Raw genomic sequence first — 16984 nt, 5'->3', positions numbered from 1 at the left:
CCATGGACATGCGCGCAGATGTGCTGATTGTCGGGGCCGGAATGGTCGGAAGCGCCTTGGCGCTGGCGTTGCAGGGCAGTGGCCTGCAAGTGCTGCTGCTCGACGGTAGCCCGCTGAGCGTCAAGCCGTTCGACCGTGACGCGGCGTTCGAACCTCGCGTGAGCGCCTTGTCGGCCGCCAGCCAGCGCATCCTTGAACGCCTGGGTGTATGGGACGGCATCGTCGAACGGCGCGCCAGCCCGTACGGTGAGATGCAGGTGTGGGATGGCAGCGGCACCGGGCAGATCCACTTCTCGGCCGCCAGCGTGCATGCCGAGGTACTGGGGCATATCGTCGAGAACCGCGTGGTTCAGGATGCCTTGCTCGACCGCCTGCACGACTGCGACCTGGGCCTGCTGGCCAATGCGCGCCTGGAGCAGATGCGCCGTTCTGGCGAGGACTGGCTGCTGACCCTGGCCGATGGCCGCAAACTGCGTGCACCGCTGGTGGTGGCGGCCGATGGCGCCAATTCCGCCGTGCGCCGCCTGACGGGCACTGCGACCCGCGAATGGGATTACCTGCATAACGCCATCGTCACCAGCGTACGCAGCAGCCAGCCGCACCAGCGTACGGCGTGGCAACGGTTCACCGACACCGGCCCGCTGGCGTTTTTGCCGCTGGTGCGCGATGGGCAGGAGGATTGGTGCTCGATCGTGTGGTCGACCACGCCGGCTGAGTCCGAACGCCTGATGGCGCTGGATGACGAAAACTTCTGCCGCGAACTGGAGCGCGCCTTTGAAGGGCGACTCGGTACGGTGATCAGCGCCGACCCGCGTGTCTGCGTGCCATTGCGCCAACGTCATGCCAAACGCTACGTGGCCGAAGGCCTGGCGTTGATCGGCGATGCCGCCCACGTGATCCACCCATTGGCAGGGCAGGGCGTAAACCTGGGCTTCCTCGACGCAGCGACCCTGGCCGAAGTGCTGCTGGCCGCCCTTGAACGCGGCGAACGCCTGGCGGATGTGAAGGTGCTGAGCCGTTATGAACGCCGGCGCATGCCGCACAACCTGGCGTTGATGGCGGCGATGGAAGGCTTTGAGCGGTTGTTCCAGGCCGACCAACTGCCACTGCGCTGGCTGCGCAATGCTGGCTTGAAACTGGTCGACCAGATGCCCGAAGCCAAAGCGGTATTCGTACGCCAAGCCCTCGGCCTGACGGGCGATCTCCCTGACCTGGCCAAACCCTGACCTTGAAATACGGGCTCCTGTGGGAGGGGCGGTGCGACGATTCGACTTGCCCCCGATGGGGCCATCAGCCCCACTATAAATGTCAGTTATGCAACATCTGGTAACGCCTCCACCAAGCATCACCAAATGTGAGTCCTTATCATTTGCCCTCTTTTTGCAAATGAGAGATCGCCCCCATGTCGGCACCCAAGCGCCTCCTGACTGCCCTGGCACTCACCCTGATCGGCAGCACCACTGTGCAGGCCGCCGACGAAGTGGTGGTCTACTCCTCGCGCATCGACGAGCTGATCAAGCCGGTATTCGACGCCTACACCCAAAAGACTGGCGTGCAGATCAAGTTCATCACCGACAAAGAGGCCCCGCTGATGCAGCGCATCAAGGCCGAAGGCGAAAACGCCACCGCTGACCTGCTGCTGACCGTCGATGCCGGCAACCTCTGGCAGGCCGAGCAGATGGGCATCCTGCAACCGTTCACCTCGCCTGTGATCGACAAGAACATCCCCCTGCAATACCGCTCGTCCGCCCATGCCTGGACTGGCCTGAGCTTGCGCGCGCGCACCATCGCCTACTCCACCGACCGGGTAAAACCAGGTGACCTCACCACGTACGAAGCCCTGGCCGACAAACAGTGGGAAGGCCGTCTGTGCCTGCGCACGGCGAAAAAGGTCTACAACCAGTCGCTGACCGCCACCCTCATCGAAACCCATGGCGCGGCCAAGACTGAAGAGATCGTCAAGGGCTGGGTCAATAACCTCTCCACCGACGTGTTCTCCGACGACATCGCCGTGCTGGAAGCGATCAACGCCGGGCAGTGCGACGTGGGTATCGTCAACACCTATTACTATGGCCGCCTGCACAAGCAGAAGCCGGACCTGGCAGTGAAGCTGTTCTGGCCCAATCAGGGCGACCGTGGGGTGCACGTGAACCTGTCGGGCATCGGCCTGACCAAGCATGCACCGCACCCGGAAGCCGCCAAGGCGCTGGTGGAGTGGATGACCACCCCTGAAGCGCAGAAGATCTTCGCCGACGTGAACCAGGAGTTCCCGGCCAACCCTGCGGTGGCGCCTTCGGCCGAAGTGGCAAGCTGGGGCAAGTTCGTGGCAGACACCTTGCCGGTGGAAGTGGCGGGCAAGCGTCAGGCTGAGGCAATTCGCTTGATGGATCGTGCTGGCTGGAACTGACACACTGCAAGTCTAAATGTGGGAGGGGGCTTGCCCCCGATAGCGGAGTGTCAGTCTACTCATCAGTGACTGATCCACTGCAATCGGGGGCAAGCCCCCTCCCACATTGGATTGTGGTGACATCAAGATATCCATTCACTGAGAACTGAATTTGGCCCACCCCGCCCAACGCCGCTGGTACCTGCCGGTGTTCACCGTCGCCGCCCTGGTGCTGCTGCCGCTGAGCGTGCTGTTGCTGTCCTGGCAAAGCATCGACGCGCAAATCTGGTCCCACCTGTGGGAAACCCAGATGCCGCGCCTATTGGGCAACACCTTGACCCTGGTACTGGGCGTCGGTGTCGGCGTGACCCTGCTCGGCGTGAGCCTGGCCTGGCTCACCAGCCTCTGTGAATTCCCCGGCCGGCGCTGGCTCGACTGGGCCTTGATGTTGCCCTTCGCCATTCCCGCCTATGTGCTGGCCTTTGTGTTCGTGGGCCTGCTGGACTTCGCCGGTCCGGTTCAAACGCTCTTGCGCGAATGGTTTGGCACCGGCCTGCGCCTGCCACGTGTGCGCTCCACCAGCGGCGTGATCATCGTCTTGGTGCTGGTGTTCTACCCCTACGTCTACCTGCTTGCGCGCACCGCGTTCCTGGCCCAGGGCAAAGGCCTGATGGAGGCCGCCCGGGTGCTGGGGCAATCGCCGTGGCAAGCGTTCTGGCGCGTGGCCTTGCCCATGGCTCGACCGGCGATTGGTGCCGGGGTGGCCTTGGCGTTGATGGAGACCCTTGCGGATTTTGGTGCGGTCTCGGTATTCAACTTCGATACCTTCACTACGGCGATCTACAAGACTTGGTACGGCTTCTTCAGCCTTTCCAGCGCCGCCCAATTGGCCAGCTTGCTGTTACTGGTGGTCATGGTGGTGCTGTATGGCGAGCGTCGTGCACGGGGTGCCAGCCGCCCAAGCAATGAGCGGCCACGGGGCAAAGCGCTCTATCACCTGCGCGGGCTCAAGGCCGCTGCCGCCAGTACTTGGTGTGGTTCGGTGTTCGCCTGTGCCTTTGTCATCCCGATGCTGCAACTGGTCGCCTGGTTTTGGCAGCGCGGCCGCTTTGATCTGGATGAGCGTTATTCAGGCCTGATCGTCCACACCCTTTACCTGGGTGGTATTGCAGCGTTGATCACCGTCAGCGTGGCGCTGCTCTTGGCGTTCGCTAACCGTTTGGCCCCGACGCGGGCGATCCGCTCAGGCATCAGTCTGGCCAACGTCGGCTACGCCTTGCCAGGCTCGGTGCTGGCGGTGTCGATCATGTTGGCCTTCAGCTATCTGGACCGTGAACTGGTGGTGCCGCTGTCCGGCTGGCTGGGCGGCGCGGGCAAGCCGTTGTTGCTGGGCAGCCTCTCGGCGTTGGTGTTGGCGTACCTGGTGCGCTTTCTGGCGGTGGCCTATGGGCCGCTGGAAAACAGCCTGGCGCGAATCCGACCCTCATTGCCGGAAGCTGCGCGCAGCCTTGGCGTGAGCGGGCCACGACTGTTTTGCAAAGTGTATCTGCCGTTATTGCTACCGGGGACGTTGAGTGCAGCGCTGCTGGTGTTTGTCGATGTACTCAAGGAAATGCCCGCGACCCTGCTGATGCGCCCATTTGGCTGGGATACCCTGGCGGTTCGCATCTTTGAAATGACCAGCGAAGGCGAGTGGGCGCGGGCCTCGCTGCCGGCGCTGACGCTGGTGTTGGTGGGCCTGCTGCCGGTGATCGGGCTGATCCGACGCTCTGCCCGTCAAATCGGTTAGGTGCCAGTCCTACGGCTTGCGGCTACAATGCGCGGCATTCGGTGCGCTCCGTCTTTCGGATCGGGTCGCTGTGAGTGGCTACAGGCCTTGTAATTAAAGGCCTGTAGCGCAAACAGCAACGCTGCGCACCTTCGCCAAGCCCGGAAGGAGAAACCCATGGGACAGCGTACGCCTCTGTATGACCTGCATCTCGCCCTCGGCGCGAAAATGGTCGATTTTGGCGGTTGGGATATGCCTCTGCACTACGGCTCGCAAGTTGAAGAGCACCACCAGGTGCGACGCGACTGCGGGGTGTTCGATGTATCTCATATGACCGTGATCGATATCACCGGCCCCCAGGCCAAGGAATGGTTGCAGCACCTGCTGGCCAATGATGTGGATCGTCTGCAAGGCTGCGGCCGTGCGTTGTACAGCGCCATGCTCAACGACAAGGGCGGCGTGGTGGATGACATGATCGTCTACCGCACCGACGCCGGGTATCGCCTGGTGGTCAACGCCGCCACCCGCGACCAGGACATGGCCTGGATGCAGGCCCAGTTGGGCCGTTTCCAGGTGCAACTTCAAGAGCGCCCCGAGTTGGCGATGCTGGCCATTCAAGGCCCCCATGCCCGACAGAAGATTGCCGAACTGGTCACCCAGTCGCGCAGCACTTTGATTCACCAGCTCAAGCCTTTCGAAGGCCAGGCCGACGGCGATTGGTTTATTGCTCGCACGGGTTATACCGGCGAAGACGGCCTTGAAATTGTCCTGCCTGCCGATCAGGCGCCGGGTTTTTTCAACGATCTGGTGGGCGCCGGTATTTCACCCATCGGCCTTGGCGCACGCGATACCTTGCGTCTGGAAGCCGGCATGAACCTGTACGGTCAGGATATCCACCAGGATGTTTCGCCCTTGGCTGCCAACATGGCCTGGAGCATCGCTTGGGAGCCAGCCACGCGCAATTTCATCGGCCGCGCGGCGCTGGAAGCCGAGTTGGCGGCGGGTGTGCAGTTCAAACTGGTGGGGTTGGTGCTGGAAGAACGCGGGGTTTTACGTGCTCATCAGGTGGTTCGTATCGCCAATGTTGGCGAAGGGGAGATCACCAGTGGTAGTTTCTCTCCTACGCTGAGCAAATCCATTGCCCTGGCGCGCGTACCGACGGCCACTGCCGACCGGGCCGAAGTGGAAATCCGCGGCAAGTGGTACCCGGTTCGAGTGGTCAAACCGACCTTTGTGCGCCATGGCAAAACCTTGATCTAACTTATTTCCGGCAGGCCAAAGGCCGCTGACACTACTTCATGAGGACACAGACTATGAGCAATATCCCTGCCGACCTGCGTTTTGCCGAAAGTCACGAATGGGCCCGTCTGGAAGCCGACGGCACCGTGACTGTGGGTATCTCCGATCATGCCCAGGAAGCGTTGGGTGATGTGGTGTTTGTTGAGTTGGCGGAAGTGGGCAAAGTATTTGCCGCTGGTGATGCCGCGGGTGTGGTTGAGTCGGTGAAGGCTGCTTCGGATATCTACTCGCCGGTTGCCGGTGAAGTGATTGCGGTCAATGAAGAGCTGGCTGATAGCCCTGAGTCGTTGAACTCCGAGCCGTACAGCGCTTGGATCTTCAAACTCAAGCCAAGTGATGCGAATGCTGACCTGGCCAAGCTGCTGGATGCTGCTGGCTACAAAGCGGCCATCGGCGAGTAAACACAGATCGAAATGTGGGAGGGGGCTTGCTCCCGATGGCAGTGGACCAGCCTCCAGATGTAGAGACTGACACTCCGCCATCGGGAGCAAGCCCCCTCCCACCTTGAATGTTTGTCAGCCGTGAGTATTCAGTCTGCTTTGAGTACCGCTTTGACTGCCGCCACCGACCGCTCCACATCCGCCTCGGTCATCGCCGTAAACATCGGCAACGACACAATCAAACGCCCCACTTTTTCCGCCACCGGGAACATGCCTTCTTTGAACCCCTGTGCCCGATAAAGGCTCAGCAAGTGGATCGGCGGGTAGTGATAGCCAATGCCCACGCCATGGGCCTGCATCTGCTCCATGAAGGTAGCGCGGGCGGGCAGGTCGTCCTGGCGTTCTGGCAGTACCAGTTGGAAGAGGTGCCAGTTGCTGTTTTCAAAATCTGCCGGCGGCAGTTGCGCGCCGTACTGTTCTTCAAAGTCTGCGCCAAAGCATTTGAAATAGTGACGCGCCAGGTGCTGGCGATGGGCAGTGATCTTCTCTATGTGGGCAAACTGCCCCAGGCCGATCGCTGCCGCAATGTCTGTCATGTTGAATTTGCCACCCAGCACATCCACGTCCAGGCCATCGAAGCCGGTACGCGTCACGCCCTGCAGGCGGTACTTTTCAGCCAGGCGCGCTTCTTCGGCGTTGTTCAGCACCAGGCAACCGCCTTCGCAAGAGGTGATGTTCTTGTTGGCCTGGAAGCTGAACGAGACAAAATCCCCAGTGGCGCCGATACGCTCGCCATCCCAACTGGACCCCAGCGCCTGGGCGGCATCTTCGACGATGCGCAGGTTGTACTTGTTAGCCAGCGCGTAAAGCATCGGCATGTCCACGGGCAAACCGGCCAGGTACACCGGGATGATCGCCTTGGTTCGCGGGGTGATCGCAGCTTCCACCTGAGCCAGGTCGATATTGCGGGTCACCGGGTCGATATCGGCAAACACCGGTGTAGCGCCCACTTCCAGGATTACGTTGGCCGTTGCGACCCAAGAGATCGGCGTAGTGATGACTTCGTCACCAGGCCCGATACCGGCGATGCGCAAGGCTATCTCCATGGTGCAGGTGCCCGAGTTGAACGTGCGCACCGGCCGGCCGCCAAAGTATTGCGACAGCTGCGCTTCGAATGCCTGCACTTTCGGCCCGCTGGTGATCCAACCTGAGCGCAATACATCACCCACCGCCGAGATAGTGGCTTCATCGATGGTGGGTTTGGAAAACGGCAGGAAGTTCTGTTGGCTCATGACGACGAAGGCACCCGTTTCAGATTGGCGATGAGTAAGCGATGGATCAGTACCGGCATGGTTGCACGGCTTGACTGAATATAGCCTGTCGCCCGTGAATGAATCGTCATCGTGCGGGCAAGAAATGGCCACTTGGGAAAGTGGCGTTCTCGACGGCCAGTCAGAAGGAAAGCCGAGTTTCTAGAAACACATTCTGTTCTTTCAGCTTGCCTTTGAGTTGTTCATCCCGGGCGTTTATTCGGTTGGCGAAGGTGTTGTAGCCGGTTTCTACATCGCCCATGGAGATATATCGGTAACCCGTGCCCAAGGTGATTTGCTCGCTGACCTTGGCCTCCAGCCCCATGCCCACACTGTAGGCGAAATTATGCTGGCGATTGCTGGCGAAACGACGCGTTTCAACGGTTTGGTAACCCTCGCTTGCCGTTCGGGCAATACCCATCCCGGCCATGCCATAGAACGACAGCCAATCGTTGATCGGGATGTCTTTGTAACCATTGAACATCAAGCGCTCGCTCTTGACCTGCAGGTTATTGGTGTTGGCATTGAAGGGCGCCCAGTGGGATTTGAACGCTGAGCGGTTTGGCATCGTGTATTCCCCCTCCACGCGCCAACCGTCTCTAAAGGCATAACCTACAGCGAAGGAGGCGACGAATGATTTGCTGCTATCAGGGGCCTCTACGCGCTCGGTTACACGTGGGCTGGTTAGCAGTGCACTGGAAAGGTTCTGGCGAGCATGGTTGAGTTTCGCCGACCCGTACCAGTTATCTGCTTGAGCGTGGGAGGCTACGAATGTAGCGAGAAGCGCCGCGTAGACAAACTTTTGCATGGACTGTAATTCGCTTTGTATAAAAGGAATTCATAGCTTGTTAGCTTGCCCATGATGGCTCGACAGGATTTATCTGTGATCGACGGGGAAAAGTAGGCCAAGGGTGTAGTGATCAGCGCCGACGGCTGTAAGGCGTAAACAAGAATGCCGCTCAAAAGCGGCATTCTTTAGTGCGGTGTGAGAGTTACTCGGTCACTGCATTTTTCGCGAGAATCGCGTTGGCCAACTCCATATCCGTGGCTTGCAGGCCAGGGTTGTCGGCGCGGACCCTCTGCATGGCGGCCTCCAGGTAAGGGCCACGGATGCCGCCGTCGCTGGCAACAAAACTGCCGGCGTCGTCTTGTGCGGCGACCACCAGCTTGTGGTCCTTGAACGTCAGGTACGTCGAGCCAGTAGTGGCGCCCGACGAGATGACATTGCGCCAGAAACTGTCGGCCATGGCTGAACCGACAGGGAGGGAAAGCACAGCAAGGGTAGCGACAGCATATTTGAGACGCATGATGGGTGACTCCGGGTGGGTGATCTGTACTTTATGATTGTAGTTAACCCAATCGAGTTCCATCACCGACTAAACAGTTTCAACCTTCAGAATGACGCCTGCTTGGCCAACCACCCGTACTTGAGCGCCTACAGGGGTGTCCGGGCCGGTCACCATCCATACGCCATCACCGACTTTTACCTTGCCCCGGCCATCCACAATGGCTTGGTGCACCATGAAGGTGCGCCCAATCAACTCCGAACCCCGTTCATTCAGCCCCGGCTGGTCGCTGGCCTTGGCACTGCTGCGTTGGCGCTTCCACCAGTACACCGCCGTTAGTATCGACAACACGGCAAACAGCAGCAGTTGCCATTCCAGGCCCAAGGGCGGCACCAGGAACTTGATTACGCCCACTGCCGCTGCGGCGATACCCATCCACAACAGATAGCCGCCGGCGCCGAATACTTCAAGAATCAGCAGCACGGTGCCCAGTGCCAGCCAGTCCCAAAATGACAGGTGCTGCAAGAAGTCCCACATGGCCTCAGCCTTTCTTGCTGTCGAAGGTGGCCTTGACGATCTCGCCAATACCGCCGACCGCACCGATCACCTGGCTGGCTTCCAGCGGCATCAGAATTACTTTGCTGTTGTTGGCCGAAGCGAGTTTGCCCAGGGCGTCGATGTATTTCTGCGCCACGAAATAGTTGACCGCCTGCACGTTGCCCGACGCGATCGCTTCCGACACCACCTGTGTTGCACGGGCCTCGGCTTCGGCCTGGCGCTCACGGGCTTCGGATTCAAGGAACGCCGCCTGGCGGCTACCCTCGGCTTCAAGGATCTGCGCCTGTTTCTTGCCCTCGGCCGTCAGGATCGCCGATGCCCGCAGGCCTTCGGCTTCGAGGATCTGTGCACGCTTGATCCGCTCGGCCTTCATCTGGCCAGACATGGCCGCCATCAGGTCAGCGGGCGGGCTGATGTCCTTGATTTCAATACGGGTGATCTTGATGCCCCACGGCGCGGTGGCTTCGTCGACGGTTTTCAGCAGTTTTTCGTTGATGCCGTCACGTTGACTGAGCATGGCATCGAGCTCCATGGAGCCGAGCACGGTACGAATGTTGGTTTGCAGCAGGTTGCGGATGGCATGTTCGAGGTTGTTGACCTCGTAGGCTGCCTGGGCGGTGTTGACCACCTGAAAGAAGCACACGGCGTCGATCTGCACCGTGGCGTTGTCGGCGGTGATGACTTCCTGCGGAGGGATGTCCAGCACGCTTTCCATCACGTTTATCTTGCGACCGATGCGGTCCATGACCGGGATGATGATGTTCAGGCCGGGCTTGAGGGTGTTGGTGTAGCGGCCGAAACGCTCGACGGTCCACTGGTAGCCCTGGGGTACCACTTTGAAGCCCATGAACAGGATGGCCACGGCCAAACCCACGAAAAGAAGCAGTACGGTTCCGATCTGCATAACGATTCCCTATCTGATGGTGTCAGTAAAGCGACAGACGATTGTAGCGATCTTGTCACGGATAAGAACGGTTTCACGCCCCGACAATCAAAGGATTTGTTTCTGAATCCCCAGGCGTTACCCGCAATACTTCCGCCATCGTTGTCTGGCCTTCGTAGACTTTATGCAGGCCAGCCATCCTCAGGCTGCGCATGCCTTGCGCCACCGCCGCTTGGCGCAGGGCTCGCACATCGGCACCGGGTGCGATCAGCGCCTTGAACTTTTCGCTCATGAACATGATCTCGTAAACCCCGGCACGCCCCCGATAACCGCTGCTCCGGCATTCCTCGCAACCAACGGCCTCAAAGGCATCGCCTGTCGCGCGCTTGCAGTGTGGGCACAAGACCCTCACCAAACGCTGCGCCATGACCCCTACAAGGGTTGCTTTGATCAAATAGTGAGCAATCCCCAGTTCTTGCAAACGGCTGATGGCACTCGGCGCATCGTTGGTATGCAGGGTCGACAGCACCAGATGCCCGGTCAGTGCGGCCTGGATCGCCATTTCAGCGGTTTCCTGGTCGCGGATCTCGCCGATCATGATGATGTCCGGGTCTTGGCGCAGCAGGGCGCGGATACCGCTGGCAAAGGTCAGATCGATATTGTGCTGCACCTGCATCTGGTTGAACGCCGGTTCCACCATCTCGATAGGGTCTTCAACGGTGCACAGGTTGATCTCCCGGGTGGCCAACTGCCTGAGCGTGGTGTAGAGCGTACTGGTCTTGCCTGAGCCGGTCGGGCCGGTGACCAGAATGATCCCGTTGGTCTGGCTCGTCATGGTGCGCCACAGTTGTTGGTCTTCAGGGGACAAGCCCAATTGGTCGAAACCCTTGAGCAGCACCTGGGGGTCGAAGATTCGCATCACCAGCTTCTCGCCAAAGGCAGTGGGCAAGGTGGAAAGACGCAACTCTACTTCAGCGCCCGTTGGGCTCTTGGTCTTGACCCGGCCGTCCTGGGGTTTGCGTTTTTCCGCTACATTCATGCGCCCCAGGCTTTTCAGGCGGCTGACCACAGCCGTCGTCACCTGGGGAGGGAATTGATAGACATCATGCAGTAGCCCATCAATGCGAAAGCGTACACGGCCCTGTTCCCGGCACGGCTCGATATGGATGTCGCTGGCCCGCTGGCTGAACGCGTACTGCAGCAGCCAGTCGACAATATTGACGATATGCGCGTCGTTGGCGTCCGGCTCCTGGTCGCCTGCGCCTAAGTTGAGCAGTTCGAAATGGCCGGGCGCCGTGATTTTATGGTCGGCCCCGCTGACTGATTTCGCCAGCCGGTAAAACTCGTCGATGTAACGCCGGATGTCCTGCGGGTTGGCCACCACGCGTTTGATGGAACGTTTGAGCACCTGGGCCAGCCCGGCTTCCCAGCCGGTAACGTGGGGTTGCGCGCTGGCGATGGTGACGGTGTGGGGGTCTACCGCAACGGCGAGGATGGTGTGGCGTTGGGCGAACGCGTGGGACATCAAGGGCACCACCGTCGCCACTTCAATTTTCAGCGGGTCGATGCGCAAATAAGGTTGGCCTGCATGCCGGGCCAGCCATTGGGTCAGTGCTTCCAGGCAGGGGCCTTGGGCGGCGATGCATTCTAGTGGATGCTCAGTAGCACTCTGCGGCAGCGCAGATAAGTGCTTGGCCACTTCAGGCGTCACCAACCCCGCGTCGACCAATGCCGGCAACAACGGCTGCAATTCCAATCGCTGATCGAGGGGCATCAAGGTGTTCCTGGGGGAAGTTGGACGTAACCCCAGGCTAGCCAGGCCCTGAATATCTTCCTCCCACGGTGTATTGCAGGCTTTTACCGAGCAACCGCCACCACTGCTTCAGGCCTTGCACAGTCAGCCGGCCACACCACAAGCGAGTGCACGCTGATCAGGTTTCGAATCTTTTCACCGATCACTTGAGCGCGGTGCCAGCTCAGGCCGTCCATCACAATCGCGATGTCCAGCAGGTCCTCTTCGCGGTTCACGGTGACCTGTCGAGGCGTGAGGCATTGCAGGGCGAAATAGTTGAGCACCCGGCACAGCACATCGGGTTCTGCCTCGGCGACGATCAGGTAATGCGCCTGGCAATGAGTGCTGTTGACGGCCCACGCATCAACACGCGTGGCAGGGGCAGTGGCTTCGACGACGTGCATGGGCGTTCTCCGGGTTTGATGGTAGAGGGTTTGATGGCAGAAAGTTTTACATTCGCCAAGGGAGATTTCTTATCTAAAATGGTCATTTTTTACGATTGAACGAATCGTTTAATTCAAGATAATCACCAAAAAAGGTATTTATATGCACAGCGAGTTGGACGTCTACGACCGCCGCATCCTGGCCTTGCTGCAAGAGGACGCCTCCCTCTCCAGTGCGCAGATCGCCGAGCAGGTCGGGCTGTCTCAGTCTCCGTGCTGGCGTCGTATCCAGCGGCTCAAGGAAGAGGGCGTCATTCGCGGCCAGGTGACCCTGCTGGACCGCAAGAAGATCGGCCTTAACACGCAGATTTTTGCCGAGGTAAAACTCAACGCCCACGGCCGATCCAACTTCACCGAATTCACCGAGGCGATTCGCGGGTTTCCGGAGGTGCTGGAGTGTTATGTGCTGATGGGCGCGGTGGATTTTCTGTTGCGCATCGTGACGGCAGATATCGAGGCGTACGAGCGGTTCTTCTTTGAGAAGTTGTCGATGGTGCCGGGGATTCAGGAGGTTAATTCGATTGTGGCGTTGTCGGAGATCAAGTCCACCACCAGCCTGCCAGTGTTGCGCTGACAGTGCTGGCCTCATCGGGAGCAAGCCCCCTCCCACATTGAATGCATTCACACATAGAAATCTGTGAACCCAATCCAATGTGGGAGCGGCGGTGCGACGATTCGACTTGCTCGCGAAAGCGGTCTTACAGACGCAACAAAGTCTTCCAGGCCCGGTTCTGATAAACCGCAATCGCCTGATGCATCCGCGCATCCAGCGACTCATCGGTAATCGGCTGGTTAGCCAGTTGTGCCAGCTTGTTCAGCTCACCGTACAAACGGTCCATCTCCGCAATGTCCACCACGTGACGGGCATGGTGCAGCCAGGCCTGGATGCGTTCGATACGCGGCAGCTGCTCGGCCAGGTCTTCGGGTTGCTGCTGGTAGCGCTGCAGTTGCAGGGCGACGGCGTCGTCGGCCAGCAGGCGCGGCAGCCAGTTGGTGATTTGCGCGGCGCCCTGGCGGTTGCCTCGCACGTTGCGGTCGGCGGCCCAGGTGCGGGCCAGCAACCAACGGGAAGCGTTCAGTGAGAACAGGCCCCAGCGCACGTCGTCCAATTCTTCGATGAACTGCTCGGGTGCAGCCTTGCGGATGTCTTCGTCGTCGTCACCGGCTTGCACCAGTGGGCGCCAGTCTTCCAGCAGCGCATCGAGTGCGCTGCGCAGTTCGCTGGTGGCTTGACGCGGTGCGGCTTGGCCGAGGCTACCGACCAGGGCACGCATTTCGCCGAGGTTGTCGACCCAGTCTTGTAGCAGGCGCCAGTGGCCGTTGAAGCGGTATTGCTCGGCCAGGCGCTGGCTGCTGCCGAGCAGGTGCCACATGATCGCGGCGAAGGCGTCGTCCAGCGGCATTTCGGCGTGGATCTGCGGCGCCGGCAGGCTCAGGGAGTAGCTGTTGGCGTCGTACAGGCGATAGCCACGCTCGGCCTTGCTGATATCGCACGGCATCAACGCCAGGGTCGCGGCCAGTTCAGCGGCGAGCTCCAGCAGGGCAGCAGGTTCGCCTTCGCGCAGTTCCAGTTCCAGCTCGCAGATTTCTTCTTTCTGCTTGCCGACCACCACATGGCCCAGGTCCAGGGCGGCTTCGATGACGACTTTGGCCTTGCCACGACCCCAAGCGATTTCGGCGCGTTCACGCACGAAGTCGGTGGTGAAGATCGGCTTGAGGGTCTTCTTGTCCAGCTCGGCCAGTTGCTCGGGCCAGCATTCGCCGTCGAGTTTCTTCACGTCGAGCTTGGCTTTGGGCAAGTCCCAGTTGTACTCATTGCGTTCCGACAAGCCGGCGACGCTTTGGCCGCGGGTCTTGAGGGTCTGGATGATGGCGTCACCGTCCTTGCGCAGGCGCAGGGCGACTTTGGCTTGGGCCAGGTCGCGCTCGGGGGTGTCGAAATACTGGTTCATCAACTCAAGGCGTTCCCAGCCACTTTTGTTGCGTTTTTTCAGTAGCGGGTGCTCACGCAGGGCGGCGAGTGTTTCGCGGCTGACGCGGAGCTTGATTTCGGTTTCTTTCTGCATGGCCGGAAAATCCAGGATCGGGAGCGCAGCCGGGGAAAAGTGTGGCTGCCAAGGCCGTGCAGTGTACAGGACTGAGCCCGGCAACGTGCCGCAACGGTTTATTGTGTCGTGCAGATGGCTCTATAGTGGGGCTCATCCGTGAAGTTGAGAGACCGCGCATGCCGTTACCCACTATGAAAGAGCAGTTCGCCGCGCTGATTGCTGCGCCGTCGGTCAGTTGCACTCAAGCGTCTCTCGACCAGACCAACCGCCCGGTGATCGATTTGCTCGCCAGCTGGCTGGGGGACTTGGGTTTCGCCATCGACATCCAGCAAGTCAGCCCCGGCAAATTCAACCTGCTCGCCAGCTTCGGCAGCGGCCCAGGCGGCCTGGTGCTGGCGGGCCATAGCGATACCGTCCCGTATGACGCAGCGCTGTGGAAGACCGACCCACTCAAGCTGACGGAAGTCGACGGCCGCTGGGTAGGATTGGGCAGTTGCGACATGAAGGGCTTTTTCGCCCTGGCCATCGAAGCCGTGCTGCCGCTGCTGGACCAACCCTTCAAGCAGCCGCTGCTGATATTGGCGACCTGCGATGAAGAAAGCTCCATGTCTGGCGCCCGTGCGCTGGCCGAGGCGGGCCGCCCGCTGGGCCGTGCGGCAGTGATTGGCGAGCCCACGGGCCTCAAGCCGATTCGCCTGCACAAAGGCGTGATGATGGAGCGCATCGATATCCTCGGCCAAAGCGGCCATTCGTCGGACCCAAGCCTGGGCCACAGCGCCCTCGAAGCCATGCACGACGCCATCGGCGAACTGCGCGGCCTGCGCCTGGCCTGGCAGCGCGAGTACCGCAACCCGCAATTCAGCGTGCCGCAGCCGACCATGAACTTCGGTTGCATCCACGGTGGCGACAACCCCAACCGCATCTGCGGCCAATGCTCCCTGGAGTTCGACTTGCGACCTCTGCCGGGCATGGACCCGCAGGTGCTGCGCGATGCCATCCGACAAAAGCTGCAACCCTTGGCCGAACGCCATAAGGTCAAGATCGACTACGCGCCGCTGTTCCCCGAAGTGCCGCCATTCGAGCAAGCCGAAGACGCTGAACTGGTGCGGGTTGCGGAACGATTGACCGGTCATCGTGCCGAAGCAGTAGCGTTCGGCACTGAAGCGCCTTATCTTCAGCGCCTTGGTTGTGAAACCCTGGTGCTTGGCCCTGGCGATATCGCCTGCGCCCACCAGCCGGGTGAGTACCTCGAAATGTCACGCTTGACGCCTACAGTGCGTCTATTGCGGGAACTGATCGAACACTACTGCCTGAAACCTGCATAAATTAACCCCTGCGTATTCGTACATAGAAGGAGAGCGAGCGTGTCGCCAAGCCTGTTCCGACGATAACCATCAGCCCGCTGTGCGTTTTCACGACTCATCCTTTTTCGGCTGCTTTTTATTACAGGCCCAGGTGTTATGCCCGACTACGTTAATTGGCTTCGTCACGCTTCGCCCTACATCAACGCCCACCGGGACTGCACCTTTGTGGTCATGCTGCCCGGCGACGGTGTGGAACACCCCAACTTCGGCAATATCGTTCACGACCTGGTGCTGCTGCACAGCCTGGGCGTGCGGCTGGTGTTGGTGCACGGTTCGCGTCCGCAAATCGAGGCGCGCCTTGAAGCGCGTGGCCTGATCCCGGCCTATCACGAAGGCTTGCGCATCACCGATGCGGCGACCCTGGAGTGTGTGATCGATGCGGTCGGCCAGCTGCGTATCGCTATCGAAGCGCGGCTGTCGATGGACATGGCCTCCTCGCCGATGCAGGGCTCGCGCCTGCGGGTGGCCAGCGGCAACCTGGTGACCGCACGCCCGATTGGCGTGCTCGAAGGCGTGGACTATCACCACACCGGCGAAGTGCGTCGCGTCGACCGCAAGGGCATCAACCGCCTACTCGACGAGCGTTCCATCGTGCTGCTGTCGCCTTTGGGCTATTCGCCTACCGGTGAAATTTTCAACCTCGCCTGCGAAGACGTCGCTACCCGGGCCGCCATCGACCTGGGCGCCGACAAATTGTTGTTGTTCGGTGCCGACATGGGCTTGATCGACGAAAACGGTCGCCTGGTGCGCGAGCTGCGCCCGCAACAAGTGCCGGCGCACCTTCAGCGCCTGGGCAGTAGCAACTACCAGGCCGAATTGCTCGATGCAGCCGCCGAAGCCTGCCGTGGAGGCGTAGGGCGCAGCCATATCGTCAGCTACGCCGAAGACGGCGCCTTGCTTACCGAGCTGTTCACCCGGGACGGCGGCGGTACGCTGGTGGCCCAGGAACAATTTGAGCTGGTGCGCGAAGCGGCAATTGAAGACGTGGGCGGCTTGCTCGACCTGATCAGCCCGCTGGAAGAGCAGGGCATTCTGGTGCGTCGTTCGCGGGAAGTGCTGGAGCGTGAGATCGAACAGTTCAGCGTGGTGGAGCGCGAAGGCATGATCATCGCCTGTGCGGCGCTGTATCAGATCGCGGATTCGGACGCGGGCGAGTTGGCGTGCCTGGCGGTGAACCCCGAGTACCGCCACGGCGCGCGTGGCGATGTGTTGCTCGAACGCATCGAGACTCGTGCGCGGGCGCAGGGGTTGAAGACCTTGTTTGTGCTCACCACGCGTACCGCACACTGGTTCCGTGAGCGGGGTTTTGTGCCAAGTAGTGTGGACCGCCTGCCGTCGGCAAGGGCGTCGCTGTACAACTATCAGCGTAACTCGAAGATCTTCGAAAAGGCCCTGTAAACCCAATCGTGCAGCCGATGTAGATCTAATGTGGGAGGGGGCTTGCTCCCGATTGCGGTGTATCAGTAT

16 protein-coding genes are annotated in these 16984 nt (G+C 60.4%); 8 read left to right on the top strand and 8 right to left on the bottom strand.

Features of this window, described 5'->3' with window-relative positions; translation table 11 throughout:
• Positions 1 to 8 precede the first annotated feature (8 nt).
• The 5 genes from ICY20_RS07335 (at position 9) to gcvH (ending at position 5854) form a co-directional block, all read left to right on the top strand.
• Complete coding sequence (locus tag ICY20_RS07335; RefSeq protein ID WP_194937321.1) at positions 9 to 1226, top strand: 2-octaprenyl-3-methyl-6-methoxy-1,4-benzoquinol hydroxylase; 1218 nt, start codon at positions 9 to 11, stop codon at positions 1224 to 1226.
• 176 nt (positions 1227 to 1402) lie between these two features.
• Positions 1403 to 2407 (top strand): extracellular solute-binding protein, encoded by a 1005-nt coding sequence (locus tag ICY20_RS07330; RefSeq protein WP_194937229.1) that lies wholly within the window; start codon positions 1403 to 1405, stop codon positions 2405 to 2407.
• A gap of 151 nt (positions 2408 to 2558) precedes the next feature.
• Entirely contained in the window at positions 2559 to 4175 is a 1617-nt protein-coding gene (locus ICY20_RS07325) for an ABC transporter permease (protein WP_159956227.1), read from the top strand.
• A gap of 156 nt (positions 4176 to 4331) precedes the next feature.
• Complete coding sequence (gcvT, locus tag ICY20_RS07320; protein WP_194937228.1) at positions 4332 to 5414, top strand: glycine cleavage system aminomethyltransferase GcvT; 1083 nt, start codon at positions 4332 to 4334, stop codon at positions 5412 to 5414.
• A gap of 53 nt (positions 5415 to 5467) precedes the next feature.
• Complete coding sequence (gcvH, locus tag ICY20_RS07315) at positions 5468 to 5854, top strand: glycine cleavage system protein GcvH (RefSeq protein ID WP_159956223.1); 387 nt, start codon at positions 5468 to 5470, stop codon at positions 5852 to 5854.
• A gap of 128 nt (positions 5855 to 5982) precedes the next feature.
• Here gcvH and ICY20_RS07310 read toward each other — a convergent pair whose 3' ends face one another.
• The 7 genes from ICY20_RS07310 to ICY20_RS07280 all read right to left on the bottom strand — a co-directional run bounded on the left by ICY20_RS07310 (position 5983) and on the right by ICY20_RS07280 (position 12066).
• Positions 5983 to 7125 carry a DegT/DnrJ/EryC1/StrS family aminotransferase gene (locus ICY20_RS07310; RefSeq protein WP_159956221.1) on the bottom strand — a complete coding sequence of 381 codons (1143 nt, stop codon included), beginning with the start codon at positions 7123 to 7125 and terminating at the stop codon, positions 5983 to 5985.
• Between the two features lie 160 nt (positions 7126 to 7285).
• Complete coding sequence (locus tag ICY20_RS07305) at positions 7286 to 7951, bottom strand: outer membrane protein (RefSeq protein WP_159956201.1); 666 nt, start codon at positions 7949 to 7951, stop codon at positions 7286 to 7288.
• Positions 7952 to 8135: 184 nt separating this feature from the next.
• Positions 8136 to 8450, bottom strand: coding sequence for a DUF2388 domain-containing protein (locus tag ICY20_RS07300; protein ID WP_159956199.1), 315 nt, complete (start codon positions 8448 to 8450; stop codon positions 8136 to 8138).
• A 69-nt stretch (positions 8451 to 8519) separates the two neighbouring features.
• Positions 8520 to 8966 (bottom strand): NfeD family protein, encoded by a 447-nt coding sequence (locus ICY20_RS07295; RefSeq protein WP_159956197.1) that lies wholly within the window; start codon positions 8964 to 8966, stop codon positions 8520 to 8522.
• Between the two features lie 4 nt (positions 8967 to 8970).
• A complete protein-coding gene (locus ICY20_RS07290) occupies positions 8971 to 9891 on the bottom strand; it encodes an SPFH domain-containing protein (protein WP_065902324.1) in 921 nt (306 codons plus the stop codon).
• 73 nt (positions 9892 to 9964) lie between these two features.
• Positions 9965 to 11644: a GspE/PulE family protein gene (locus ICY20_RS07285; protein WP_194937227.1), complete on the bottom strand. Its 1680-nt coding sequence runs from the start codon at positions 11642 to 11644 to the stop codon at positions 9965 to 9967.
• 83 nt (positions 11645 to 11727) lie between these two features.
• On the bottom strand, positions 11728 to 12066 hold the full coding sequence (locus ICY20_RS07280) for a hypothetical protein (protein WP_194937226.1): 339 nt from the start codon (positions 12064 to 12066) through the stop codon (positions 11728 to 11730).
• 142 nt (positions 12067 to 12208) lie between these two features.
• Between ICY20_RS07280 and ICY20_RS07275 the strand changes: the two genes are divergently transcribed.
• Complete coding sequence (locus ICY20_RS07275) at positions 12209 to 12679, top strand: Lrp/AsnC family transcriptional regulator (RefSeq protein ID WP_159956191.1); 471 nt, start codon at positions 12209 to 12211, stop codon at positions 12677 to 12679.
• Positions 12680 to 12803: 124 nt separating this feature from the next.
• On the opposite strand, the gene ICY20_RS07270 is transcribed toward ICY20_RS07275, so the two are convergent.
• Entirely contained in the window at positions 12804 to 14171 is a 1368-nt protein-coding gene (locus ICY20_RS07270; RefSeq protein WP_159956189.1) for a CYTH domain-containing protein, read from the bottom strand.
• 158 nt (positions 14172 to 14329) lie between these two features.
• Here ICY20_RS07270 and argE point away from each other — a divergent pair, with 158 nt between their 5' ends.
• Positions 14330 to 15478, top strand: coding sequence for an acetylornithine deacetylase (gene argE / locus ICY20_RS07265; protein ID WP_194937225.1), 1149 nt, complete (start codon positions 14330 to 14332; stop codon positions 15476 to 15478).
• A gap of 135 nt (positions 15479 to 15613) precedes the next feature.
• On the top strand, positions 15614 to 16915 hold the full coding sequence (gene argA, locus ICY20_RS07260) for an amino-acid N-acetyltransferase (RefSeq protein WP_159956185.1): 1302 nt from the start codon (positions 15614 to 15616) through the stop codon (positions 16913 to 16915).
• The last annotated feature ends 69 nt before the right edge of the window (positions 16916 to 16984 follow it).

The sequence above is a fragment of the Pseudomonas pisciculturae genome (assembly GCF_015461805.1).
GTDB classification, from domain to species: domain Bacteria; phylum Pseudomonadota; class Gammaproteobacteria; order Pseudomonadales; family Pseudomonadaceae; genus Aquipseudomonas; species Aquipseudomonas pisciculturae.
The sequence above is the reverse complement of the archived record's forward strand: the minus strand, read 5'-3'. Positions and strand labels throughout refer to the sequence as shown.

Coding starts and splice junctions, on each gene's coding strand:
- ICY20_RS07335 (WP_194937321.1), top strand. CDS start 9: ATGCGCGCAGATGTGCTGATTGTCGGGGCCGGAATGGTCGGAAGCGCC.
- ICY20_RS07330 (WP_194937229.1), top strand. CDS start 1,403: ATGTCGGCACCCAAGCGCCTCCTGACTGCCCTGGCACTCACCCTGATC.
- gcvT (WP_194937228.1), top strand. CDS start 4,332: ATGGGACAGCGTACGCCTCTGTATGACCTGCATCTCGCCCTCGGCGCG.
- gcvH (WP_159956223.1), top strand. CDS start 5,468: ATGAGCAATATCCCTGCCGACCTGCGTTTTGCCGAAAGTCACGAATGG.
- ICY20_RS07310 (WP_159956221.1), bottom strand. CDS start 7,125: ATGAGCCAACAGAACTTCCTGCCGTTTTCCAAACCCACCATCGATGAA.
- ICY20_RS07305 (WP_159956201.1), bottom strand. CDS start 7,951: ATGCAAAAGTTTGTCTACGCGGCGCTTCTCGCTACATTCGTAGCCTCC.
- ICY20_RS07300 (WP_159956199.1), bottom strand. CDS start 8,450: ATGCGTCTCAAATATGCTGTCGCTACCCTTGCTGTGCTTTCCCTCCCT.
- ICY20_RS07295 (WP_159956197.1), bottom strand. CDS start 8,966: ATGTGGGACTTCTTGCAGCACCTGTCATTTTGGGACTGGCTGGCACTG.
- ICY20_RS07290 (WP_065902324.1), bottom strand. CDS start 9,891: ATGCAGATCGGAACCGTACTGCTTCTTTTCGTGGGTTTGGCCGTGGCC.
- ICY20_RS07285 (WP_194937227.1), bottom strand. CDS start 11,644: ATGCCCCTCGATCAGCGATTGGAATTGCAGCCGTTGTTGCCGGCATTG.
- ICY20_RS07280 (WP_194937226.1), bottom strand. CDS start 12,066: ATGCACGTCGTCGAAGCCACTGCCCCTGCCACGCGTGTTGATGCGTGG.
- ICY20_RS07275 (WP_159956191.1), top strand. CDS start 12,209: ATGCACAGCGAGTTGGACGTCTACGACCGCCGCATCCTGGCCTTGCTG.
- ICY20_RS07270 (WP_159956189.1), bottom strand. CDS start 14,171: ATGCAGAAAGAAACCGAAATCAAGCTCCGCGTCAGCCGCGAAACACTC.
- argE (WP_194937225.1), top strand. CDS start 14,330: ATGCCGTTACCCACTATGAAAGAGCAGTTCGCCGCGCTGATTGCTGCG.
- argA (WP_159956185.1), top strand. CDS start 15,614: ATGCCCGACTACGTTAATTGGCTTCGTCACGCTTCGCCCTACATCAAC.